The organism is Bacillus sp. FSL R5-0593, from assembly GCF_038603755.1.
GTDB classification, from domain to species: domain Bacteria; phylum Bacillota; class Bacilli; order Bacillales; family Bacillaceae; genus Bacillus; species Bacillus velezensis.
Genome location: NZ_CP152011.1, coordinates 3453255 through 3476410 on the forward strand (window position 1 = coordinate 3453255; position 23156 = coordinate 3476410).

Annotated in this window: 26 protein-coding genes and 1 other RNA gene; 6 read left to right on the top strand and 21 right to left on the bottom strand. The window is 47.7% G+C overall.

What is annotated here, in order from left to right:
• Positions 1-37: 37 nt before the first annotated feature.
• The 6 genes from ssrA to NYE36_RS17200 form a co-directional block, all read right to left on the bottom strand.
• Positions 38-400, bottom strand: a transfer-messenger RNA (tmRNA) gene (ssrA, locus tag NYE36_RS17175).
• A gap of 167 nt (positions 401-567) precedes the next feature.
• Positions 568-1038, bottom strand: coding sequence for an SsrA-binding protein (smpB, locus tag NYE36_RS17180; protein WP_003151688.1), 471 nt, complete (start codon positions 1036-1038; stop codon positions 568-570).
• 139 nt (positions 1039-1177) lie between these two features.
• A complete protein-coding gene (rnr, locus tag NYE36_RS17185) occupies positions 1178-3511 on the bottom strand; it encodes a ribonuclease R (protein ID WP_031378334.1) in 2334 nt (777 codons plus the stop codon).
• Between the two features lie 18 nt (positions 3512-3529).
• Positions 3530-4270, bottom strand: coding sequence for a carboxylesterase (locus NYE36_RS17190; RefSeq protein WP_007409986.1), 741 nt, complete (start codon positions 4268-4270; stop codon positions 3530-3532).
• A gap of 118 nt (positions 4271-4388) precedes the next feature.
• A complete protein-coding gene (secG, locus tag NYE36_RS17195; protein WP_003151681.1) occupies positions 4389-4619 on the bottom strand; it encodes a preprotein translocase subunit SecG in 231 nt (76 codons plus the stop codon).
• Between the two features lie 123 nt (positions 4620-4742).
• A complete protein-coding gene (locus tag NYE36_RS17200; RefSeq protein ID WP_087920807.1) occupies positions 4743-4928 on the bottom strand; it encodes a helix-turn-helix transcriptional regulator in 186 nt (61 codons plus the stop codon).
• A 195-nt stretch (positions 4929-5123) separates the two neighbouring features.
• On the opposite strand from NYE36_RS17200, the gene NYE36_RS17205 reads away from it, so the two are divergent.
• From NYE36_RS17205 to NYE36_RS17215, 3 genes are all read left to right on the top strand, one after another.
• A complete protein-coding gene (locus NYE36_RS17205; RefSeq protein ID WP_003151677.1) occupies positions 5124-5534 on the top strand; it encodes a helix-turn-helix transcriptional regulator in 411 nt (136 codons plus the stop codon).
• 24 nt (positions 5535-5558) lie between these two features.
• A complete protein-coding gene (locus NYE36_RS17210; RefSeq protein ID WP_003151674.1) occupies positions 5559-5990 on the top strand; it encodes a helix-turn-helix transcriptional regulator in 432 nt (143 codons plus the stop codon).
• A gap of 81 nt (positions 5991-6071) precedes the next feature.
• Positions 6072-6389 (top strand): winged helix-turn-helix transcriptional regulator, encoded by a 318-nt coding sequence (locus tag NYE36_RS17215; protein ID WP_003151672.1) that lies wholly within the window; start codon positions 6072-6074, stop codon positions 6387-6389.
• 83 nt (positions 6390-6472) lie between these two features.
• Here the strand turns inward: NYE36_RS17215 and NYE36_RS17220 are convergent, their stop codons facing one another.
• The 9 genes from NYE36_RS17220 to NYE36_RS17260 all read right to left on the bottom strand — a co-directional run bounded on the left by NYE36_RS17220 (position 6473) and on the right by NYE36_RS17260 (position 14318).
• The gene (locus NYE36_RS17220; RefSeq protein WP_061860880.1) at positions 6473-7876 is read right to left on the bottom strand and encodes a HAMP domain-containing sensor histidine kinase; all 1404 of its coding nucleotides are present in this window, start codon (positions 7874-7876) and stop codon (positions 6473-6475) included.
• Positions 7867-8529: a response regulator transcription factor gene (locus tag NYE36_RS17225; protein WP_007613820.1), complete on the bottom strand. Its 663-nt coding sequence runs from the start codon at positions 8527-8529 to the stop codon at positions 7867-7869. Before NYE36_RS17225 ends, NYE36_RS17220 begins: the two co-directional genes overlap by 10 nt.
• A gap of 21 nt (positions 8530-8550) precedes the next feature.
• Complete coding sequence (locus NYE36_RS17230; RefSeq protein ID WP_033575162.1) at positions 8551-9321, bottom strand: lantibiotic immunity ABC transporter MutG family permease subunit; 771 nt, start codon at positions 9319-9321, stop codon at positions 8551-8553.
• The gene (locus NYE36_RS17235) at positions 9318-10052 is read right to left on the bottom strand and encodes a lantibiotic immunity ABC transporter MutE/EpiE family permease subunit (RefSeq protein ID WP_265451049.1); all 735 of its coding nucleotides are present in this window, start codon (positions 10050-10052) and stop codon (positions 9318-9320) included. The genes NYE36_RS17230 and NYE36_RS17235 overlap by 4 nt, the downstream gene beginning before the upstream one ends.
• On the bottom strand, positions 10049-10762 hold the full coding sequence (locus NYE36_RS17240) for a lantibiotic protection ABC transporter ATP-binding protein (protein WP_012118470.1): 714 nt from the start codon (positions 10760-10762) through the stop codon (positions 10049-10051). Before NYE36_RS17240 ends, NYE36_RS17235 begins: the two co-directional genes overlap by 4 nt.
• A 112-nt stretch (positions 10763-10874) precedes the next feature.
• On the bottom strand, positions 10875-11552 hold the full coding sequence (locus NYE36_RS17245; protein ID WP_042635496.1) for an ABC transporter permease: 678 nt from the start codon (positions 11550-11552) through the stop codon (positions 10875-10877).
• 18 nt (positions 11553-11570) lie between these two features.
• Positions 11571-12440, bottom strand: coding sequence for an osmoprotectant ABC transporter substrate-binding protein (locus NYE36_RS17250; RefSeq protein ID WP_224960676.1), 870 nt, complete (start codon positions 12438-12440; stop codon positions 11571-11573).
• A gap of 62 nt (positions 12441-12502) precedes the next feature.
• Positions 12503-13156, bottom strand: a complete 654-nt coding sequence (locus NYE36_RS17255; protein ID WP_064107486.1) for an ABC transporter permease — start codon at positions 13154-13156, stop codon at positions 12503-12505.
• A gap of 16 nt (positions 13157-13172) precedes the next feature.
• Positions 13173-14318 (bottom strand): betaine/proline/choline family ABC transporter ATP-binding protein, encoded by a 1146-nt coding sequence (locus NYE36_RS17260; RefSeq protein WP_031378328.1) that lies wholly within the window; start codon positions 14316-14318, stop codon positions 13173-13175.
• 285 nt (positions 14319-14603) lie between these two features.
• Between NYE36_RS17260 and NYE36_RS17265 the strand changes: the two genes are divergently transcribed.
• Complete coding sequence (locus NYE36_RS17265) at positions 14604-15137, top strand: GbsR/MarR family transcriptional regulator (RefSeq protein ID WP_003151660.1); 534 nt, start codon at positions 14604-14606, stop codon at positions 15135-15137.
• Between the two features lie 33 nt (positions 15138-15170).
• Here the strand turns inward: NYE36_RS17265 and opuCD are convergent, their stop codons facing one another.
• Genes opuCD through opuCA form a run of 4 tightly spaced genes read right to left on the bottom strand, consistent with a single transcriptional unit; the run spans position 15171 to position 18607 of the window.
• Positions 15171-15845 carry a glycine betaine/carnitine/choline/choline sulfate ABC transporter permease OpuCD gene (gene opuCD / locus NYE36_RS17270; protein WP_003151658.1) on the bottom strand — a complete coding sequence of 225 codons (675 nt, stop codon included), beginning with the start codon at positions 15843-15845 and terminating at the stop codon, positions 15171-15173.
• Between the two features lie 17 nt (positions 15846-15862).
• Complete coding sequence (gene opuCC / locus NYE36_RS17275; protein ID WP_327997559.1) at positions 15863-16756, bottom strand: osmoprotectant ABC transporter substrate-binding lipoprotein OpuCC; 894 nt, start codon at positions 16754-16756, stop codon at positions 15863-15865.
• A gap of 37 nt (positions 16757-16793) precedes the next feature.
• On the bottom strand, positions 16794-17447 hold the full coding sequence (locus tag NYE36_RS17280) for an ABC transporter permease (RefSeq protein ID WP_265451051.1): 654 nt from the start codon (positions 17445-17447) through the stop codon (positions 16794-16796).
• Positions 17448-17467: 20 nt separating this feature from the next.
• On the bottom strand, positions 17468-18607 hold the full coding sequence (gene opuCA / locus NYE36_RS17285) for an osmoprotectant ABC transporter ATP-binding protein OpuCA (RefSeq protein WP_003151651.1): 1140 nt from the start codon (positions 18605-18607) through the stop codon (positions 17468-17470).
• Between the two features lie 260 nt (positions 18608-18867).
• On the opposite strand from opuCA, the gene NYE36_RS17290 reads away from it, so the two are divergent.
• On the top strand, positions 18868-19425 hold the full coding sequence (locus NYE36_RS17290) for a GbsR/MarR family transcriptional regulator (protein WP_014418904.1): 558 nt from the start codon (positions 18868-18870) through the stop codon (positions 19423-19425).
• Between the two features lie 20 nt (positions 19426-19445).
• On the opposite strand, the gene NYE36_RS17295 is transcribed toward NYE36_RS17290, so the two are convergent.
• Positions 19446-20078 (bottom strand): NAAT family transporter, encoded by a 633-nt coding sequence (locus tag NYE36_RS17295; protein ID WP_025649294.1) that lies wholly within the window; start codon positions 20076-20078, stop codon positions 19446-19448.
• Positions 20079-20514: 436 nt separating this feature from the next.
• Here NYE36_RS17295 and NYE36_RS17300 point away from each other — a divergent pair, with 436 nt between their 5' ends.
• On the top strand, positions 20515-21225 hold the full coding sequence (locus tag NYE36_RS17300; RefSeq protein ID WP_032869650.1) for a hypothetical protein: 711 nt from the start codon (positions 20515-20517) through the stop codon (positions 21223-21225).
• Positions 21226-21265: 40 nt separating this feature from the next.
• Here the strand turns inward: NYE36_RS17300 and NYE36_RS17305 are convergent, their stop codons facing one another.
• Positions 21266-23056: a hypothetical protein gene (locus tag NYE36_RS17305; RefSeq protein WP_342496863.1), complete on the bottom strand. Its 1791-nt coding sequence runs from the start codon at positions 23054-23056 to the stop codon at positions 21266-21268.
• Positions 23057-23156 lie beyond the last annotated feature (100 nt).

The window sequence follows — 23156 nt, forward strand, 5'->3', positions numbered from 1 at the left end:
AGTGCGTCATGTGACGGCACTGCGGTTCCTCTGTTATGTATGGAGACGGTGGGAGTCGAACCCACGTCCAGAAACATCGATTACTTAAGCGTCTACGAGCGTAGCCTGCATATTTCGTGTTTCACTCGTCTTCGTGCCTGCGGGCGGGCCTTCCGAGAGCTAGTCTGTCAGTCTCTTCTTACGTTCTCAGACGGGAACGCAAGCGTAGCCTACTTGGATGTGCTCTTCACGGACACATAGGCAATGTCAGGAAGAGCTCGCTGCGTTTATTAGGCAGCTAGTGCTAAGTTTTGGTTAAAACTTTTAGTTTTGCCAGTTATATTTAGGTGCGTGTTAACGAGATCGCCTCTCGGCTCGCAGCTCAAGCTCGATCCATCCCTGTCGAATCCGTAACGTCCCCTTGTTAAGGGTATACGGGAGATCTATCAAGCTCTTGCTTAACTGGCTGTACTGTTATTATATCATGATCACAGACAAATTCAATTGGGAATGTCTTCAATAAACAGCCTGTGAATCTGATGTGTGAACAGTATAGCATAGGGCAGTTATCACATCAAGGCTCAGGCATCAGAAGCCTTTTTGTCTGTCTCTGAACGCTCTTTCGATTTCTCTTTTGGCGTCTTTTCGTTTTAAATCTTCGCGTTTATCGTATGTTTTCTTCCCTTTTCCGAGGCCGATTAACACTTTGGCGAAGCCGTTTTTCAAATACAGCTTCAGCGGCACGAGGGAATAGCCTTTCTCTTTCGTCAGGCCGATCAGCTTATTGATTTCTTTCCGGTGCATCAAAAGCTTTCTCGTCCGGAGCGGGTCGTGGTTATAGCGGTTTCCCTGCTCGTACGGGCTGATGTGCATGTTGTGGAGGAACACTTCGCCGCGCTCGATTTTCGCAAAGGAATCCTTCATGTTTACGCGGCCGGCGCGAATGGACTTAATCTCCGTCCCCTGCAGCACGATGCCTGTTTCATAGGTTTCTTCTATAAAGTAATCATGGTTTGCTTTTTTGTTTTGTGATAATACTTTGCCTGATCCTTTTGGCATGCCTTATCCTCCTCTCTCCGCAAAAACCGTTCATGTGTGCGATACGCTTTATTTTAGCAAATGGAGCGTTCCGCGACAATGAAAATGCGGCTTGCGAAAGAAAGCAAACAGAGCATTTTGCCCCATTTGCTTTTCTCATTTACTTCTTCTTTTTGCGTTTTTGTTTCGGCGCGTTTTGGAAACCGCGTTTTTTCTTTTTCTTCTTCGGTTTTGTAAACCATTCCCCTTTTTCCTCCGATTTCGGCGGTGAAGCCGGGGTATTGCTGTTTAACACACGTTTCCGCGCCGGTCTGCCGCGTTTTCTGCGGTCGCCTGTCGTTTCTCTCGGACGGCGGGTGCCTTTCATGCCGACAATTTCAAAGTCGATGTTTCTCTCATCTTTATTGACGTCGACGACTTTGACCGTGATTTCGTCTCCGATCCGGTAAACGTTGCCCGTGCGTTCGCCGATCATGGCGAAATGCTGCTCGTCAAAACGGTAATAATCATCCGTCATAAAGCTGACGTGCACAAGACCTTCAATCGTATTCGGCAGCTCGACAAACATTCCGAAATTCGTGACAGAACTGATCATGCCGTCAAATTCCTCGCCGATTTTATCAAGCATATATTCCGCTTTTTTCAGATCGTCCGTTTCCCGCTCTGCATCAACGGCGCGACGCTCCATCGTTGACGTATGATCAGCGATTTCCGGAAGGCGTTCGGCCCACTTTTCTTGAGTCGCTTCGTCCGATTGTCCGTTGATCAAATACGTTCTGATCAGCCTGTGAACGATTAAGTCAGGATAGCGGCGGATCGGCGATGTGAAGTGCGTATAAAATTCAGTCGCCAGCCCGAAATGGCCCAGGCTTTGCGGGTCGTATTTCGCCTGCTTCATGGAACGGAGCATGACGGTTGAAATCACCGTTTCTTCCGGACGGTCCCGCACTTCGTCAAGAATGCTTTGCAGCGCGCGCGGATGAATGTCTCCGGCTTTTCCTTTGACGATATAACCGAATGTCGTGACGAACTCCAGGAACTTTTGCAGTTTTTCGGCGTTCGGCTCTTCGTGAATCCGGTAAATAAACGGCACGTTCATCCAATGGAAGTGCTCGGCCACCGTTTCGTTTGCGACAAGCATGAATTCTTCAATCAGCTTTTCCGCTACTGAGCGCTCTCTGATGACGACGTCTTTAACGGCGCCTTCCTCATCGACGAGCACTTTCGCCTCTTTGAAATCAAAATCCACGGCGCCGCGGTCCATCCGTTTCGCCCGGAGAATTTCGGCCAGACGTTCCATGTCTTTAAACATCGGGACGAGCGGCTCATATCTTTCTTTCAGCTCGGCGTCGTCTTCTGTGAGGATCTGGTTGACATCTGAATAGGTCATTCTTTCCGTCGTTTTAATGACGCTTTGGAAGATCTCGTGCTCTGTCACCTGGCCCTGCTGGTTGATTGTCATTTCGCAGGAAAGCGTCAGCCGGTCGACCTTCGGATTTAAAGAACAGATTCCGTTAGACAATCTGTGCGGAATCATCGGAATGACCCGGTCAACCAAGTACACGCTTGTCCCTCTTTCCAGCGCTTCTTTGTCAATCGGGGAATTCTCCGTGACGTAATGGCTGACGTCCGCAATATGGACGCCGAGCTTGTAGCTGCCGTTATCAAGCTTTGTCACGGTGACGGCGTCATCCAGATCCTTCGCATCCGCGCCGTCAATGGTGACAATGACCTGATCGCGGAGATCACGGCGGTCTTTGATGTCTTTTTCATCGATGGTATCGGGCGTGCTTGTTGCCTGCTCCATCGCTTCAGCCGGAAAATCTCCCGGCAGGCCGTGCTTATGGATGATGGATAAAATATCGATGCCCGGATCATTTTTATGGCCGAGTATTTCAACGATTTCTCCTTCGGCGTTCATTCTGCCCTCAGGGTAGCTTGTCAGTTTGACGACGACTTTATGGCCTTCCGCAGCGCCGTTATTGGCATGTTTCGGAATAAAAATATCACTCGTGATCTTCTTATCATCCGGGATGACAAAACCGAAGCTTTTCGTTTCTGTGTATGTGCCCACGACGCGGTCGATGCTTCTTTCCAAGATGCGGATGACCGTGCCTTCCTGTCTCGATCCGCTTGACTGGGAATTGAGCCGCACCATGACGATATCGCCGTTCATGGCCGTATTCAGCTCATTCGGCGGAATAAACACGTCGCTTAAAGAGGTATCCTCCGGCAATAGAAACGCGAATCCCTTTGCATGCGCGGAAATTTTTCCTTTTACTAAATTCATTTTTTCCGGAAGCCCGTAGCGGTTGCTTCTGGTGCGGACGATCTGTCCCGTCTCCTCGAGCGCCACCAGCGCTTTTACCAGCTCTTTGAATTCATCTGCTTCCGTGATGTTCAGCATCTCCTCAAGTTCCTGAACGGTAAGGGGCTTGTACGCCTCTTCCTTCATAAACGCGAGAAGACGGTCCATAAACGCTTCTTTTTCCATTATTCGACCTCCTGTTTGTTACCAATCGAGTTTCTCTAAAAATTCGTACACATCCTGATGAACGAGGTCCCGTTCTTTATCGAGCGTAATGACATGGCCTGATTCTTCATACCATTTCAGCTGTTTGTCGTCCGTTTCCACCTCGTTGTAAATGATGTTCGCACTTTCTGTATTAATCATATGGTCATGCCGTGCCTGAACCACAAATGTCGGGGAATAGATCATGTCGACGTTTTTGCGCACATCGGCAATCAGCTCCTGAAGCGATTTGAGCGTATTCATCGGTGTTTTTTCAAACTCCTTCATTTCCTTTTCAATCTGCTCCGGCTGTTTTCCTTCGAATTTTTTATAATTGCGCGCGTAGGAAAGAACTCCTTCGTACATAACCTCTTCACTTTTAATGTGCATCGGCGCACACATAGGAACAATTCCCTTTATGGGTACAGTGTAACCCAATTTCAATGAAAAAACCCCGCCAAGCGACAGTCCGCAGGCCGCAATGTTTTCATAGCCTTCAGACCGTAAATATTCATAACCGTCCATGACGTCTTTCCACCAATCTTCAGGCCCCGTATGTACCAGTTCTTCCGGCGGAACGCCGTGCCCTTTATATTGAGGCGCGTGACAAGTGTAGCCGCGCTCATTCAAGTAGCGGCCGAGCATTCTGACGTCTGCCGTATTTCCCGTAAATCCGTGCAGCAGAAGCACCGCTTTGTCTCCGCCTTTAAATGTAAATGGTTTTGGTGTCACAATTTTCATGCTCATAACCCCTTTTTTGCACATTCAATTTAGTTTTCCACAGTTTTGCGAGAAACAAACGCCGTCTCTCAACAAGAAAAAGGCCTGATATTAAATCAGACCTTATACAAACATTGCCTTATACGATATACGCCAGCGAAATCGTCAACACGAAAAACAAGACTGCCAGCACAACGGTTGTGCGGTGAAGAATCAGATCAAGGCCCCTTGCTTTCTGTTTTCCGAAAAGCTGCTCCGCCCCGCCTGAAATTGCACCCGATAAACCGGCGCTTTTGCTGGTTTGAAGCAATACGACAATAATAAGTGCAATACTGACGATGACCAATAAGGTAATCAATAATGTGTGCATCCCATACACCTCCAGACTGACTGGCCTACATTGCTTCTATTTTACATGAAAAACAAAGGCATGTCACGCCGTATCGGTGCACATCATGTCAGAAAAACGGAAATGCGTTTGAATCTTCCATCATCATTGACTTTTGTCAACAAAGTCGTAGTAAAAAAGATCTTCAAATTTCATGTCAAAGTAATAGAGCATTTTTCCGATGACCAGCTGGCCCGGCCTCCGCTCTCCATTCAGTACACGGCTCAGTGTGGCGGGAGATATTCCGATCTCCAGGGCGAGCTGGTTTAACGAGTAGTCATTATTGACCATATACTGCAGCACATAATCTCTTCTGATCTGTATCTTTTCGACCACTTTCTTCACCTTCCGTTCTGTCAAATACTTTCTTTCTTATACATAAGATACGGCTTTTGTTAACTTTTGTCAATACTTTTCCAGCCTGGCTATTCCCTTTAGTCAATAAACATACTAGAATATAAATAGACCGCGGGAGGGGGAAAGACTGTGGAAAGTTTCGGGAAACAATTGCGGACATTGCGGGAAAAAAGGCATCTGACAGTGAATCAGCTGGCAACGTATTCAGGCGTCAGCGCCGCGGGAATCTCGCGGATTGAAAACGGCAAACGCGGGGTGCCGAAACCTGCAACCATTAAAAAGCTCGCAGATGCGTTAAAAATCCCGTATGAGGAACTGATGCAGACGGCGGGATATATAGAGACCGTTCAGGAAACGAGAGCCCCGTACGACACGGGCTGCACCTTGCTGGAAAAAGCCGAAACGTATGAGCTGCATGATTTATCCCTATTGGAGCGGGAGAACTGGCGGCACCTGTCGAAAGAAGACTTGGTTCTGCTTGATAAATACTTTGCGTTCTTATCGGCTGAAGCCAAAAAAAGAACAAATGAAGACTCATGACTTTGCACATGTGAGGCGATCTTATTGAACACATTCGGAAAGCAATTAAGAGAGCTGCGCCGCGCCCGGAAGCTTACCGTCAATCAGCTTGCCGTCTATTCCGGCGTCAGCTCGGCGACCATTTCCAGAATTGAAAACGGGCACCGCGGCATTCCTAAACCCGCGACCATCCGAAAATTGGCGGACACATTAAAAATTCCGTACGAGGAGTTAATGGCGCGGGCCGGACACATCAAGGCATTTCAGGAAGAAATCCGCGAAACCTCCGAAAGCTATCAATCCATCTGCGCCATCTATCAGACCGCCGTTGACAGAGGCGCGGAGCATCTGCCGCTGTTTGACAGCAAAAAGTGGCAGCACTTCACAAAAGAAGATATTGAAAGCGTCAGCAAATACTTTGATTTTATCGCGGCTGAAGCGAAAAAGCGCTCCCCGGATTCCTCATCCTCTTTTTGATCCTCTCCTCAACTTAACAAGCGCCAGACGTACGTTCCCTCCGATTTTGCGGTATAATAGCAGAAGACGAGGTGAAAAAGCATGAACCAATCAGAAATGTGCCCCAGATTCGAAAAAGCGGTCGACATCCTAAGTAAACGCTGGGTGGCTCTAATCGTCTTTCAGTTATTGAACGGACAGCAGCGATTTAGCGAAATTGAAGCGGCGCTTCCGAATTTAAGCGGAAGAGTCTTGTCAGAACGTCTGAAAGAACTTGAAACAGAAGGTGTCATCAAACGGGATGTTATCCCCGAAACGCCTGTCCGCATTGAGTATTCTTTAACGGAAAAAGGCTGCGCATTAGCCCCTATTTTAGAGGAAATTTCCAAGTGGTCTTCAACATGGATTGATCCTTCCTGATAAACTCTTTTCCGCATAAGCGGCTGATCTCTCAAACGGACAGCCGTTTTTTTTTTTCTTTTCTTAAACAGAAAAACAAGCCCTCAGGCGTGCAGGGCTTGTTTTTGTCTGACGCCTTCCAGCGGAATTCGAATCTCCGCCCGGGCTCCTCCAGACTCCTGATTTTCAAGTATTAATTCGCCGTGGTGAAGATGTACGACATGATGGGCGAATGTAAGCCCCATGCCGTGATGCCCCGCCGAATGTCTGCTTTTATCCTCCGTGTAAAAAAGCTGTGTCGCTCTTTTCAGCGCTTCCGGCGAGAACCCGCTTCCGCTGTCGGATACGGCGAGATGGAGGGCGGAAGCGGTGCACAGGACGTCCACACGGATTTCCCCTCCTTCCGGCGTATAGTCGACGGCATTTGCCGCGATATTCATGACCGCCCTGTGGAGCAGCTCATGATCGATCGGCGCTTCAATTCGGTCAATTCCCCGTTCGCTGAGGACGAGATCAATCTGTTTCGGCCCCGCAAGCGCCGCCGCGTCACGATATATGTTTTGAATCCACTCTTTGAGGTCGGTATATTCCACATGAACGGCAACTGCCTCCTCCGCTTTAGAAAGCTGGATCAGCTGTCCGACATAATGCTCGATTTTGTTTCCGGCATCCAGAATATACTGCGCATATTCCGCCTGCTCCTCATCAGGCTCTGTTAACTGAAGCAGCTCGGCATTTCCTTTAATGATCGTTGCCGGAATTTTAATATCATGCGCAAGCGCGCCGATTTGTTCTTTCTTTATCCGCTCCGCCTCCCACTGCGCCGCCAAAGATGCCTGAAGCGCGTCTTTCATTTTCAGCAGAGAGTCAATGACATCGTCAAATTCCTTTATGCGAGACCTTTTTGGATTGATATTTAAATTCTGTTTTTGAATGCTTGCCGTAATGGAGCTGAGTGTGCTGAAATGCCGTCTCAGCTGATTGGCGAAACGCGTCGTCACGATAAAAACGGTCAAAAGAAGCAAAGTGATCAGAATCGTAAGACCCGTCCATTCATAATTCGGCAGATAGCGCCTTAACAGCGGCGACTGAAATTCCGACCTGAGTGAATATTGGAGAACGCCGTATTCATCTTTCCGATTTATCACCATGAATCCTTTTTGAGCATAATTAAAATACGGCTGATGCTGAATCTTTTTTCTGGCGTTGGCCGCATCTTGTTCCGTCATCGTTCCTTTTGTCATCCGCTTTGTTTTTTTATCAAAAACGGCGTATGTCATACCTGCGGGGATCATGTCTTCGGTTATCTTTTCCGCTGATTTCAGGCGGGGTTTGATCTGTTCCGCCTCATGCTCGCTGTAGTTTGCGGGCAGGATCGCTCCGGCATTCATGGCAATGGCATTTAAGGCGACACATAATGCCGCCACCCCCATCGTGCTCAGACACAGTGTGATCGTAAATTTGACAAGCTCTTTGCGGATGCTGGATTTTCCTTTTGCTATTCCCATTTGTATCCGACACCCCACACCGTTTTGATCGGATCAGCCCCGTGTTCTTTACATTTTTTCCGGATGGTTCTGATAAACTCCGTAATGGTTGAATAGAGCGCATCGCCGTCCAAGCCGTACACTTCCTCGTAAATCTGCTCCCGTGAGAATGTTCTGTTTTTATGCTGTGCCAGACATTCAACGATTTTATATTCGTTTTTCGTAAGAGGCAGTTTCCGGTCATCAATCCATACTTCTTTATTGTCAAAATCAAACATGAAGCCTGATATCAGCCGTTTCGTCTGATGCTTTTCCCGCCGTTCCCTTCTGACATGCGCGTTTACCCTTGCCATCAATTCCTGTACGCCGAACGGCTTTGTGATGTAATCATCAGCGCCTGTCATGAGGCCTTTCACAATGGATTCTTCGTCAGACTTTGCCGTTAAAAACAGGATCGGGCTGTCCACCAGCGGGCGAATCCGCCGGCAGAGTTCAATCCCGTCTGTTCCGGGCATCATGACATCAAGAAGAATCAAATCATAGCCTTGAAAAAAATCCAATGACTGATCCTCCGCTTTTTCCAGAATCGTTACTGTATGCTGATCACGCTGTAAAATGTTTCTGATCAGAACGAGAATATCTTTTTCATCATCAATTGCTAAAATGTTTGCCACCGGCCGAATCGCTCCTTGCCTTTATTCATATGAACGCCGCCCTTCCCATCTTCTGCACCAATAAAGGCCGGCCAGACATAATATCACTATAGAAAAATATAACATTATTTCTCCGAATCTCATATCGTATCTTACATAAGGGAGGAACTCTTTTTTGACTTTGTCAAAATGCAGCAGTCCTGCAAGGCCTGAAAGCCGCACGCTCCATGCCCACGGAAAAAAACGCCAGATGATATCGCCAAGTCCCGTATTCATGAGCGCCGCCATTAATAATCCCGCACCCCCTAAAAGCCCGGACGGTCCCATGCCGTACTTTATGCCGACAAAAAAAGACATCATATAAAGCGGAATACTGCCGGCAATCAGCCACGCCCCTCCTTTTAAAAAGAGAAGATACGGGAGATCATTGATGTGAAGAACAAATTTCATCCCCGCCAAATAAAGACAGATGGCGAGACCTACCGAAAACACATTCAATAGGAGCAGCAAAAGCAGCTTGCCCGCAAAACTGATGATTTTAGAATGCGGAACCGCCAGCATCATCTGAAAACGGCCCGCCTGTTCCTCAACCGAGGCAGACATGCCGCAGACAATACTGATGATGAAAGGGTATAAAACAGCAATCGCGCTGAAAAACACACTGTACAGCATATAAGGCTCCTGAACCCTTCCATACATATACAACAGGAAAAATCCCGCGCATAAAACCGGCGCTGCAGCATGCATCCATATGAGCGGCGTACGCTTCATTTTTAATACATCGGCCCACATATATCGTAAAAGCACGGTCATGACCGGTTTCCCCCTTTTGAAAAAGACACGGCGGAAACAAAACTTACCGCGATAAAAGAAAGAATAGAAAGAATAATAGCCGGAATGATCACGTTTCCGTTTAATAAGCCGCTGTTTGCAGGAAGCGGAATTCCGTTCGGATGGATCCCGAGAATCGGTGACATCACCCGGACTGACCAGCTCCATGGACTCAGCCACCACAATGAACCTGACGCCGGCACAATGCCTAAAACAAAGGCGGCGATCATATTGATGAGAATGACTGCCGTAAACCCGAACTGTCTGGCAATCCATAAGCAGAACGGAATTTCCCAAAGCGTAGACAGCCACAAAAGGGAGCTTGCTTCAATACCTTTCAGCTGAACCGCAGCAATTGCCGGAAACACAAGGCCAAGCAAAAACATGATGACTAAAAAGACGATTTGCGACAGGAGTGAATACAGCGCGATCAAGCTTATTTTTGAGAACCATATGCTCTTCAAGTCAGCCGGCAGTGAGTACACCGCACGGTCATTCGCTGATTTTTTCTCTTTTTTAACAGATAAACCGCACATTAGAGCAATCATGAGCGGCATGAAAATAACCGCCCACCAATTGAACGTGCCCGTCATAAAATAGGCGGCATTCAGCAGAAAAGAAAAAGCCGTGTTCAGAAGCGGGATAAGAATGATCAGCTTTCTGATAAATGTTCTTTTAGATGTAAGGTGTTCCGCCTGCATGTACTGAATCATTTTCCTGTCCCCGCTTTCTCCCGTGTTGATTTGACTACCTCCAGAAACAGCCGCTCCAGATCGTCTTCCCGGCTGATTTCTCCCTGATATCCTAAAACGCCGTCACTGATAATTCCGATATGGTCTGCGATCTGCTCGACTTCTGATAACAGGTGGCTAGATAAAATAACCGTCATTCCCTGTCCGGGCAAGGAGCGGATAAATTCCCGCAAATCCTGAATTCCCATCGGGTCCAATCCGTTTGTCGGCTCATCAAGAATTAAGAGCGACGGACGGTTTAATAATGCTAACGCAATGCCGAGACGCTGCTTCATTCCCATAGAAAATTGTCCGGCGCGCTTTTTTCCGGTTCCCGTTAATCCCGTGATTTCCAGTACTTCCGCAATTCTTGAATCAGGCAGTCCGAGCATCACGCAGCGGACTTTCAGATTTTCAGCGGCTGTCAAGTTGCTGTAAAGCGGCGGCGCTTCAATCAGGGAACCGATGCTTTTCAAATCTTCGCGCTTCCATGTATGCCCGTCGAACAGAACCTCGCCGGATGTTTGCTGCAAGATTCCGGTCAATATTTTAAGAGTCGTTGATTTTCCGGCGCCGTTCGGACCGAGCAGGCCGTATATACTGTTGCGCTTAACCGATAGAGACACATCAGCCACTGCCTGTTGTCTGCCGAATGATTTTTGCAGCTGTCTCGTTTCTAAGATGTTGCTCATTTGATTACCCCTCTGCTTTGTTATTTGATAAGTAAGACTTTACAGCGCAGTTATCAAAATTTAATCAAGAAATCAAAAAAAAAGCATCCTTCACGCGGAAGAATGCTTTTTTTCATGAGGCTGAGCGTACGATCAGCTTTCTTTTTTGTTTTTTCACCGGGCTGAGGGCTCGTTCCAGCCACGCCATCAGCAGGTCTGCGGCTACCGCCATCAGCGCGGTCGGGATGGCGCCCGCCAAAATAATGGCGGTTCCGTTTGTCGCGTTCGACCCTCTGACGATCATATCGCCGAGGCCGCCTGCCCCGACGAAGGTGCCGATCGCCGTGATGCCGATGGCAATGACGAGCGCCGTTCGGAGACCCGCCATAATGACGGAAAGCGCAAGCGGCAGCTCCACCATACGAAGGATTTGGTATTTCGTCATGCCCATCGCTTTTCCCGACTCGAGATAAGCGTGCTCGATATTGATAATGCCCGTGTGCGTATTTCTGAGAATCGGCAGCAGTGAATACAAAAACAAAGCCGTGATGACCGTATTGGCGCCGAGTCCCATGACGAGCATCAGGACGGCGAGCATCGCAAGCGCCGGAACGGTTTGAATCACGTTCGCCACAGCAAACACCCAGCCGGCGAGACGCCCGTGCCTTGCTGTCACAATTCCGGCCGGAATGGCGAAAATGGCGGCGAAAACGACGCCGTACGCCGACATGAGAAAGTGCCGCCAGCACTCATACAGAACATAACTGCCGTTTTGAGCATAATACGTAAACAGCTCCTTCATCGTGTCCATCCGCACATCTCCTTTCCGTTATTCAAAGTAATGATGTTTTTCTAAATATTCCTTGGCCACGACGGACGGCTCTTTTAATCGGCCGTCAACTTCGTAATTCATTTTCTGCATCATCTTTGTATCAATCGCGCCGATCATTTTATTGATCACGCCCTCCAGTTCGGGATGCTCTTTTAATACTTGATCCGGAACGACGGGTGAACAGTCATACGGAGGAAAGAACCGCTTATCATCCTTCAGCGTTTTCAGTCCGTAAGCGATGATTCTTCCGTCGGTGGAATAAGCGAGCGCGATATCCATCTTTCTGCTTTTCAGCGCGTCGTAAACAAGGCCGATCTGCATCGGATACGTGCCTTCAAATGACATTCCGTATGTGTTCATAAAATCCTGATATCCGTTGCCTCTCAGCTTCATCCAGTAGTTATCGACGCCGAATTTCAGATGAGACGCTTCTTTTTTGACATCGGATACCGATTCTAAATGGTATTTGCTGGCAAGCTGTCCGGAAACGGTAAAGACGTATGTATTATCAAAGCCGTAAGAATCAAACCATTTCATGTCATATCTGTTTTGAAATTCACGCTGAACGAGCCGCAGCGCTTTGTCCGGGTCTTTTTCCGGCTCCATGCGAAGCGTCCCGGTCAGCGCGTCTCCTGTATAGCGCGTCGCGGCGATATCAATATCACCGTTTATCAAGGATTGCTGCTGTACGGCATTGGAGCCGAGATTTTTAATAACGGATGTTTTCAACCCGCTGTGATGTTCGATCATCTGTCCGAGCATGCTCGCGATGATTTCTGATTCGGTCATGCTTTGTGCGCCGATTTTAATGGTGTCCTCCGATGCGGCGCTCAATCCCGGGAGCGAACAGCCGCCAAGGAGCAGCATGCCGATACAGGCGAATGCGAGCAGCCGTTTTTTGCATCTATTCCCCATGAGAGACCTCCTCCTTATGAAGCGTCCTTTATGCTTTTCAGCCCGTCAGGCGTGACTTTCCGTTCTGTCATCCCCAGCATGTAATCGACGGCGGCCGCCAGCATCGTGACCGGAACGGCGCCTGCGATAATATACTCCGGCTGATAAAGGTTCAAGCCGATAAAAATGTAATCCCCGAGTCCGCCTCCACCGATAAAGGAGGCGAGCGTCGCCCAGCCGATTAAATAAATCGAAGACGTTCTGATGCCCGCCATGATGACCGGAGCGGCAAGCGGGAGCTCTACAAGCCTGATCTGCTCCCATGCCGTCATGCCGATTCCTTTTCCCGATTCCAGAAGATGCCGATTGACGCCGAGAATCCCTGTATACGTGTTTCTGAGAATCGGCAGCATGGAATAGAAAAACAGCGCCGCAACGGCCGGGACCTTTCCTACGCCTAAAAGCGGAATAAAAAACGCAAGAATGGCAAGGCTCGGCAAGGTTTGAATGATGTTGACGATGCCGATGACGGCGCCGGCTCCTCTTTTCATCCTCGTCAGCACGACGCCGAGCGGAACGGCGGCGAGAATGCCCGCCATGACGGCGATTAATGAGATGTACAGATGCTCCCATGTTTTATAAAACATCTCTCCTCCATTTGCCTGTAAAAATTGCACGGTCTGATTCATATCAATTGAAGCCTCCTCATGACATCACCGCGAGCTGATTCTCTTCTCCCCAGATGGAGTCATAGACGATGTCAACGAGGCTTGCCCTTGTCACGATTCCCGTTAGCCGGCCGGCTTCATCAAGGACCGGCACAAATTTCATGCCTCTTTTTAAAATTTTATGGACGGCGTCGCGGAGCAGAGTGCCGCTTCTGACCGTGTACAGATCCCGGTCAAGCACTTCCGCGACGGTTACCGCTTGTCTTCGTTTGCGGTCAATCATCTCCACATCGACATAACCTTGGAGAACGTTCTTTTCATCAATGACGAGCAGCGAATCCACCCGCTCGGCACGCATCAGCTGAATGGCGGCTGACAGTGTTTTCTCAGGTGTTACCGTCACGGGATCGGGATTCATGATCTGCTCCACCCGTTCAATATCAGGGCTGGATGATTGGATCAGCCGTTCCTTGCCGATAAACTCCTCAACAAATTCATTCGCCGGAAATCTGAGAATCTCATCAGGCGTTCCGGCCTGGACGATTTCTCCCGCTTTCAGAATGACGATTCTGTCCGCAAGCTTGATGGCCTCGTCCATATCATGGGTAACAAATACGATGGTTTTATGTAAGGTTTTTTGCAGTTTTTTAAATTCTTCCTGAAGGGAATCTCTCGTAATCGGGTCAAGCGCCCCGAACGGTTCATCCATTAAGATGAGCGGCGGCTCTGCGGCAAGTGCCCGTAATACACCTATTCGCTGCTGCTGTCCTCCGCTCAGTTCATGAGGGTAACGGTCTAAATATTCAGGCCCCATATCAACGAGCTTTAAAAGCTCCCGCGCCCGTTCCTTCCGTTTTTCGGCAGGATGCTTTAAAAGCTTCGGAACGAGCGTAATGTTCTGCTGAATGGTCATATGCGGAAACAGCCCGATCTGCTGGATGACATAGCCGATGCTTCTTCTGAGTTCCACCGGGTCTTGTTCCATAATGTTTCGGCCCTCTATCAGGATTCTGCCTTCTGTCGGTTCAATTAAGCGGTTGATCATTTTCATCGTCGTCGTTTTGCCGCAGCCGCTCGGCCCGATAAAACAAATAAATTCGCCTTTGGCGATATTCAGGTTGATGCTGTTGACGGCTTTTTTCCCGCCTTTATACATTTTCGAGACATTTTCTAATGTCAGCAAACACTCACACCTCCATGATTAAGTTTATTCAATTCGTTAAATTCAAATTTAACTTTTCAGACAATTGAACGTTTCCCATTATAAATTAAACTTTGTAAATTAAAAAGTTTACAATTTGTCCATATTATATATAAAGGTTGTGTAAGCACTGATTAACCCGTATTGACCGGCAAAGTTCTTCTTATTGCTCCGGATTACTGCCAAATTCTCTCGGAAGAGCATTTCCGCCGGTTTAAAAATGTGGTATATTGACATCGGAATTGCTGACTGAAAGGATTGAAACTGTTGGAGAAAGATCCGTTACACGTAATCGAACAAGCTGAAGATCATTTGATAGAACGAATCGCTGAAAATATGCATACATTCGGAATGCCCGCGACGGTGGGGCGCATTTTAGGCATTATTTATATGAACCGCAAGCCGATGACCTTAACTGAATTATCAGAAGCGACCGGCATGAGCAAGACGAGAATGAGTCAGGCGGTCCGTGAAATGCTTGACGTCAATCTGGCGGAAAAAGTGTTTGAAAAAGGCGTCCGCAAAGATTTATACGACGTCGAGCAGGATTATTACCAAACCTTTATTACGCTGTTTACGGCCACCTGGAGCAAGGTCGTCAGCAAAAATAAAATGATGCATAAAAAGCTGAACCGCGAACTGACGGCCGTCCTTGAAAACGGCGTGCCGGAAGAAGCTGAGGAAAAAATCAACGAACTGCTGAAAGAATTAAAGGATTGGCTTGATTACTACAACTGGATCAGCCGTCTGATCGAGTTTTTTGAAAGCGAAGAAATTTTCAAGCATGTTCCGAAGCCATAAGAAAAAAACGCCCTGACCCGCAAGGCGTTTTTTTCATGCCGCATTCGGCGCTTTGGTTCGTTTTTTCTTTCTCACCGGACTCAGCGCCCGCTCCAGCCATGCCATCACAAGATCTGCGATAACGGCCATCAGCGCTGTCGGAATGGCGCCGGCCAAAATAATCGCGGTTCCGTTCGTGGCGTTTGAGCCCCTGACAATAATGTCACCGAGTCCGCCCGCGCCGACAAACGTACCGATTGCCGTAATGCCGATCGCGATGACGAGCGCCGTCCGCAGCCCCGCCATGATGACGGAAAGCGCAAGCGGCAGCTCCACCATGCGGAGCACCTGAAATTTGGTCATGCCCATCGCTTTTCCCGATTCAAGATAAGCGTGTTCAATGCTGGCGATTCCCGTGTACGTATTCCGGATGATCGGAAGAAGCGAATATAAAAACAGCGACAATATCACCGTATTGGCGCCGAGCCCCATGACGAGCATCAGCACCGCAAGCATCGCAAGCGCCGGCACGGTCTGAATCACGTTTGTCACCGCGAATACCCAGCCGCTTAATGTTCTGTACCTGGCAATGAAGATGCCGAGCGGAACCCCGACGATCGCCGCAAATAAAACGCCGTATACCGACATGAGAAAATGGCGGTAAAACTCCTGAAGCACATAGGCGCCGTTTTGAGAATAATAAGTGCCGAGCTGCTGCAGCACTTCCATTTGCTCCACCTCATTTCTTATTCAAAATAATGATGTTTCTCCAAAAATTCTTTAGCGACGACGGACGGTTCTTTCAGCTTGCCATCCACCTCGTAATTCAATTCCTGCATCGTTTCCGTATCGATTTTGCCGATCAGTTTATTCACAATGCCCTTCAGTTCAGGATGCTGCTTCAGCACGCTGTCGGGAATGACCGGCGAACAGTCATACGGCGGGAAAAACTGCTTGTCGTCTTTTAAAATTTTCAGATCGTACGCTTTAATCCGTCCGTCCGTTGAATAGGCGAGGACGGCGTCCATTTTCCCGTTTTTCACGGCATCGTATACAAGTCCGATCTGCATCGGATAGGTTGTGCCGAATTCAAAACCGTACGTGTCGGTAAAGCCCTTATAGCCGTCACCTTTTCTTTTCAGCCACGCATTGTCTACACCGAGCTTAAATTGACCCGCATGCTTCTTAATATCGGACACTTTGTCTAAATGGTCTTTTTTCGCAAGCTCTTTCGTGACGGTAAAAGCGTATGTGTTCTCAAATCCGTAAGAATCAAACCATTTGTAATGGAAGCGTTTCTCAAATTCTTTCTGTACGATGGATAATGCTTTTTTCGGGTCTTTTTCCGCTTCCATGCCGAGAGTGCTCGTTAAATCCGTTCCCGAGTAGCGCGTCGCGGTGATATCGATTTCACCGCCGAGCATCGCCTGCTGCTGGACATAGTTCGATCCGAGGTTTTTAATTAATGCCGTATTCAAGTCTGTATTGTGTTCAATCATCTGTGCGAGCATATTGGCGATAATTTCTGATTCCGTCATGCTTTGCGCCCCGATTTTAATCGTATCATCGGAAGCCCCGCTCAGGCCGGGAAGGGAACAGCCGCCTAGAAGCAGAGCAGCTGACAGCGCCAGTGCGCACATCCATCTCTTTTGGTTTCTTTTCACAACAGCCAACTCCTTATGATACTTCCTTCAGTCCTTTCAGCCCTTTCGGCGTCACCTTCCGTTCCGTCGCCGCCAGCAGATAATCAATGATAATGGCTAAAATGGTGACCGGCACGGCGCCGCCGATAATATATTCAGGCTGATAGAGATTCAGGCCGATAAAAATATAGTCTCCGAGCCCGCCGCCCCCGATAAAGGAAGCAAGCGTCGCCCAGCCGATCAGATAAATGGTGGATGTGCGGATGCCCGCCATGATCACCGGAACCGCAAGCGGCAGTTCCACAAGCCTGATCTGCTCCCAGACCGTCATGCCGATGCCTTTTCCCGATTCCAGCAGATTTTTGTTTACGCCTTGAATGCCGGTATACGTGTTCCGGAGAATCGGCAGCACCGAATAGAAAAACAGCGCGACGATCGCGGGCACCTTTCCCACGCCTAACATCGGGATAAAAAATGCCAGTATCGCGAGACTCGGCAAGGTCTGCACAATGTTGACGGCGCCGATGACGGCGCCTGCGCCCTTTTTCATTCTCGTCAGCGCCACTCCGAGCGGAACGGCGACGACAATGCCTAATATGACGGCGATGATCGAAATGTATAAATGCTCCCACGTTTTATATAACAGTTCTCCGCCGTTCGTCTGCAAAAACTTGATCATTTCATTCATTGTAAGCGTTCCTCCCCTTGTCAGCCTGTCACCAGCTGGTCTTCCTCGCCCCAGATTGAATCGTAAACGATGTCGACAAGGCTCGCTCTCGTGACAATTCCGACTAAATGCCTTTGTTCATCAACGACGGGTACATATTTCATTCCGCGCTTTAAAATTTTGCGTACGGTATCACGCAGCAGTGTCCCCTGCTCGACTGTATACAGATCCGAGCGGAGCACGTCGCCGACGAGGCTCGCTTTTTTCCGGTTCTGATCAATGATTTCGACATCAACATATCCTTGGAGCACATTCAGGTCATCAACGACAAGCAGGGAATCGACACGGTGCTCCCGCATCACCTGTATCGCCTGTGAAAGCGTTTTGTCCGCCGTAACGGTGACAGGCTTTTTATTCATCATCTGCTCGACGCGTTCAATATCCGGTCTTGATTGCAATAACCGTTCTTTGCCGATAAATTCTTCGACAAACTCATTAGCCGGATTCCGGAGGATGTCATCAGGAGTGCCGGCCTGAACGATCTCTCCCGCTTTTAAAATGACGATCCGGTCAGCCAGCTTAATAGCTTCATCCATATCGTGGGTTACAAACACAATCGTTTTATTTAATGTTCTTTGCAGTTTTTTAAATTCTTCTTGAAGGGAATCCCGCGTAATCGGGTCAAGCGCTCCGAACGGTTCATCCATGAGAATAAGGGGAGGTTCCGCTGCAAGGGCGCGCAGCACGCCGATTCTCTGCTGCTGTCCCCCGCTCAGCTCGTGAGGATAGCGGTCTAAATATTCAGGGCCCATATCGACGAGCTTCAAAAGCTCCCGAGCCCGTTCCTTCCGCTTTTGTTCCGGCCATTTCAGCAGTTTCGGCACGAGGGAAATGTTCTGCTGAATGGTCATATGAGGGAAAAGTCCGATCTGCTGAATGACGTAGCCGATTTTCCGTCTCAGCTCCACCGGGTCCTGCTCCATAATGTTTTCGCCATCGATAAAAATCTTTCCGGATGACGGCTCAATCAGTCTGTTAATCATTTTCATCGTCGTCGTTTTTCCGCAGCCGCTCGGCCCGATAAAACAAATAAACTCGCCTTTTTCGATATTTAAATCAATGCTGTTGACAGCTTTTTTTCCGCCTTTATAGACTTTTGATACATTTTCTAATCTCAGCAATCCGTGCACCTCCGAAGGGTTCCGTTATTTTTCTGAAAAGTATAATCTTTATTATAAGATGAAATTTGTAAAATAAAAAGTTTACAATGTGTTGAAATTATATACAATATACGTATTTTTTCATGTTATCCCGCTGACAATGCGGATGTTCTTACAATCGCTCCCGATAGCTCGCATATCCTGCCGCATCATCTTTTTCATCAACTGTAAAAAATATGATATATTGTCAGCATGAAAAGCCAGTGAAGGGATGATCAGCCGTGGAAAAAAACGCTCTTGATATCATCGGGCATGCTGAAGAGCATCTCATTGAGAGAATCGCCGAGAATATGCATACATTCGGAATGCCGGCCACACTGGGACGTGTGCTCGGTATTATTTATATGAACCGCAAGCCGATGACGTTAAATGAGCTGTCAGAGGCGACCGGGATGAGCAAAACGAGGATGAGCCAGGTGGTCCGCGAAATGACCGATGCCAATCTGGCTGAAAAAGTGTTTGAAAAAGGCGTTCGGAAAGACCTTTACGACGTCGAGCGTGATTATTACCAGACGTTTATCTCCCTGTTTACGGCAAATTGGACAAAGGCGGTCAGCAAAAACAAAATGCTCTATAAAAAGCTGAACCGCGAGCTGACTGAGCTTCTGGAATCGGAAAATCTCAGTCCCGATATTGAAGAAAAAGCCCGTCAGCTTTTGGATGAACTGACGGATTGGCTCCATTATTATGACTGGCTGAGCCGTTTGATAGAATTTTTTGAGAGTGAAGAAGTGTTTCAGCATGTGCCGAAAATAGAAAAAAGCAGCACCCGAAGATAACCGGGCGCTGCTTTTTTAAGTCAGGAAACCAATATCGGGAACATGCCTTTCAGACCGGCGCCGATCATGCCGATCGCCACCACCGCCAAAATCAGCCCCATCAGTCGGGTAATGACGTTCATTTCGGTTTTCCCGAGCTTATTGCTGATGAAAGAAGAATAGTGAAAGAAGATGAACGTCATCGCGATGACGGCCGCAATGCCAATAAGCACGCTGATGTAATGGATGATGCCGCCATGGCCGGCCGACAGACTCATCACCGTCGCGATCGTACCGGGTCCGGCGATAATCGGAATCGACAAAGGTGTCACAGATATATCAGCTTTCTCCTTGCTCTCCCCTTTCTCTTCATGATGGAGAGACTGTACATGAGATTTCTTCGCGTTCAGAAGATTATAAGCGATGCCGAAAATAAAAATGCCGCCCGCGATACGTAAGGCATGAATGTTAATGTCAAACAGTTTAAAGATCAGATGGCCGAAGATTAAAAAAGCCGCCAAGATGATAAACGACAGCACGGAAGCCTTGCGCGCGATCGCTGTCCGTTCTTTCTCCGAGTACCCTTCCGTCAGTGAAAGAAAAATCGGCACGTTTCCGATGGGATTGGAGACTGCAAACAGTGAAATGAAGACATGAATGATGAATGAAAACATGCGTACCTCCTTATGACTTGCCGTTATTGAGTTATGTTTTGTTCTCCGCTGTTTCTTATGCATGGTTTTTACCCCGGGGTCTGCTTTTTATAACCTCGCCGGACGATCCGGAAACAGAAAAAACCGTCCTTGTAAGGACGGTTTTTTCTGTTTGCTATCTCCATAAGCCTTTTCCGAATTTCAACAGCCGATAAAGCATTTTCAATTTTTTTAGCATGCGTTAATTTCCTTTTTCACTCTGAATCAATGCGCCGAGAGACATGATATCTATCAGCTCCAATAAAATTCTACCATAAAGGGTACTTTTTCTCTATTATCAATTCATAGAGAAGGTGATTTGTATATCTTTAGAAAACTCCGTTACATCCGTCCTATTTTCTTTTATAATGTAAATATTGAACAAAATCCCTATATTACTTGTAAAAGGAGTTTTAGAATGTATTGTTCTCAATGCGGCCATCATACTGATGGCGGAAAGTTTTGTGAAAAGTGCGGGGCGCCCCAGCCCGGGCAGGGAGGCGCAGGCCAAACGCAAGGCCAGGCCGCTCAGGCCGGCGCCGCGGCTAAGCAGGCTTCAAAGCAATTTGCCTTATTCGTGCTTGATGTGTTAAAGCGACCGTACCAAACATGTAAAACGACAGGCGGCGAACAGCTTGTCAGCAGCATCATCAACATGGTGCTTTTCTGCCTGGTGACGCCGGTTATGTTTTATATTCTCTTATCAGACGGCTTTCGTGACGTCAGTTTTACCGCGGTTGTGATCAAACCGGCGCTTACCTTTGCATTATGCGTTTTTTGCCTGTATCTCTTGATTTTTATCGCTTTGAAGGCCGGCGGCGCCCAGGTGTCATTTAAAGATTCGCTGTCCAGATTCGGGGCCTTTTTGATTCCGTTTACAGCTATTTTGCTTCTTGCACTTATTTTTATGCTGCTTCATACAACCGTTTGCTTCACCATTCTGGCTGTCGGTCTTTTAGGAGCGGCGTTTGCCGTGCCTCCGCTCATGCTGGCGAGCTATCAGCATCAGCTCACTACTAAGGCGGATATCATTTATTCTGTTATCGTCATCTATTTGATCATTTGCGTAACATTTCAATTCACGATCAAGCATTATATAAAAGAACTCATGAATTATTTCTTCTTTTAAAAACGGAAACCCCCGCCGCCTGATTGGCGCGGGGTTTTTTTTATTGAATGGATGTTAAATAAATTCTTCCGTCTTTAACAACGCCGCCATACGTCCAATTGTATGTTCTGAGCTTCGGACTGCCGCCGGCTTTCGTAATATAAAACTCCTCGTACGTGTGAATCGTCAGATGATAGCCTTTCTGTGAAAAGCTTTTGACATTCACTTCATTAAATACTTCGGTCGTCCCCTCGCTGTGCAGTTTTTTGACCAGTTTCTGCTGATCAGCATACAAAGGGCTTCCCTCTTCTAAATTACCCGCCATGATGGCAAAATTGTTAAGGCTGACGGCGCTTGATTGATTTGTCAGGTAATCAGTCATAAACGATGTGACTTGCTCGTTTGTCACGCTGCCTGAAGCTGCATTTCCTTTGGATGATGCCCATGCGGATATATAGGTTTTCGGCTGGTCGTTTTTTATTTTTTTTACATTTGTCCCAGAAGAATCTGAGGCAGGGTCAGCTTTTTCGAAAACCCATTTTTTATGTTTTGTATTATATGAGAGTACATAGTGAAAGCTCGGCTCAGCCTCTTCCATATCAGGCTTCGTATTCCCGTCGAAATAAGCAGACTCATGAAGCTCTTTACCCGTAACAGTTACTTGCCAGCGGCCGTTCTCTTGAGAAATCGCAAATGAATCCAGATCAAAGCTTGTCTCTTTATACTGATCCTTCAAAAAGGTGCCGGAACTCTTCATGCCGGATACCACTTCTTTCGTCTGCTCTTTCCAGGCGGAACCAGCCTCGGTCATCTGATCGGTATTTCCGTCTGCCATCGCTTTTGTATACTGCTTCGTTGTTTTGACAATCGTGTCCATGATTGTTTGTTGTGTATCTTGATCCGGGATAAGCGTTAATTCCATATCAGTACCGTTGATCGGAACATCGGCAGTTTTCATTTTTCCCCAAGGAAAATCAGCCTCCACGGCGGCTGTCATGGAACCGTCAGTTAAGAGCGGACCGTATGTAACGGATGTAAACGGATCTTTATGGACGGACTTGCCGTTTATCAGCAGATCGCCTTTCGCGCTTTTGAAGCTGTCTGCCGGAGTGAATGTCACATCCTCGGCATCTAACGGCAGGTCAAACTCAACATTCCGGCTGCCGGCCGCCTCTGCCTCTTGTTTTTTGACAACGTCAACCGTCTCATTTTTAAGCTTGGCTTCCGCCGTGTAGACACCGGGTGCATACGGGCCGAAGATTTGGGTTTCATCGGCTTTTTTGACCGTACCTGTTTTCTCGCTGTTGATATAAAGATCGGCGCCTTTATAATTGCTGGTGACGCGGAAATAAACCGGATCGACTTTCAGTTCGTAATGGTCAAACAAAAGAAGGGTTTTTCCCTCTTTTTTTACGTATACCGCATCTTTTTCTGATGAATTGCCGCGAAGCGCTGCCAGCAGTTCATCGTGTTTCTTTGCGTATGCAAGGAGCGGTTTGACATTGGTCTCATTCAGCTTCAGTTTTTTGTCTGAAGGAGTGAGCAGGGCTGCGAGCTTTTTCGTGTCCCCGTCATGAACCGCCTGTTCGAATTGATCCGTGAGCCTTTTTTCAGATGTCAGCCAGGCTCCGATTTTATATGCGGCAATCAATAAGATCAGCGCTGCGGCAATGCCGCCCCACATGAAGAGCGTTTTTTTAGGGATCGGCTTTCTCATTTGTGAAGCAGGTTCAGCCGCTTTTACAGCCGCCTGCCGCTCCAGCCGGCTTCCTTTCCCGATCGGTTTTCCGCATTCTTTACAGAAATGCGCTTCTTCATTGTTCTGCTGGCCGCAATGCTTACAAAAAAACATGACTTTCCTCCTATTCAATCTGCAAAACTTGTATAACTTTTCCTATGTTTCATATTTTATAATAAAGTAGAATGATTTTGGAGTTATTTTGAAAAATAGC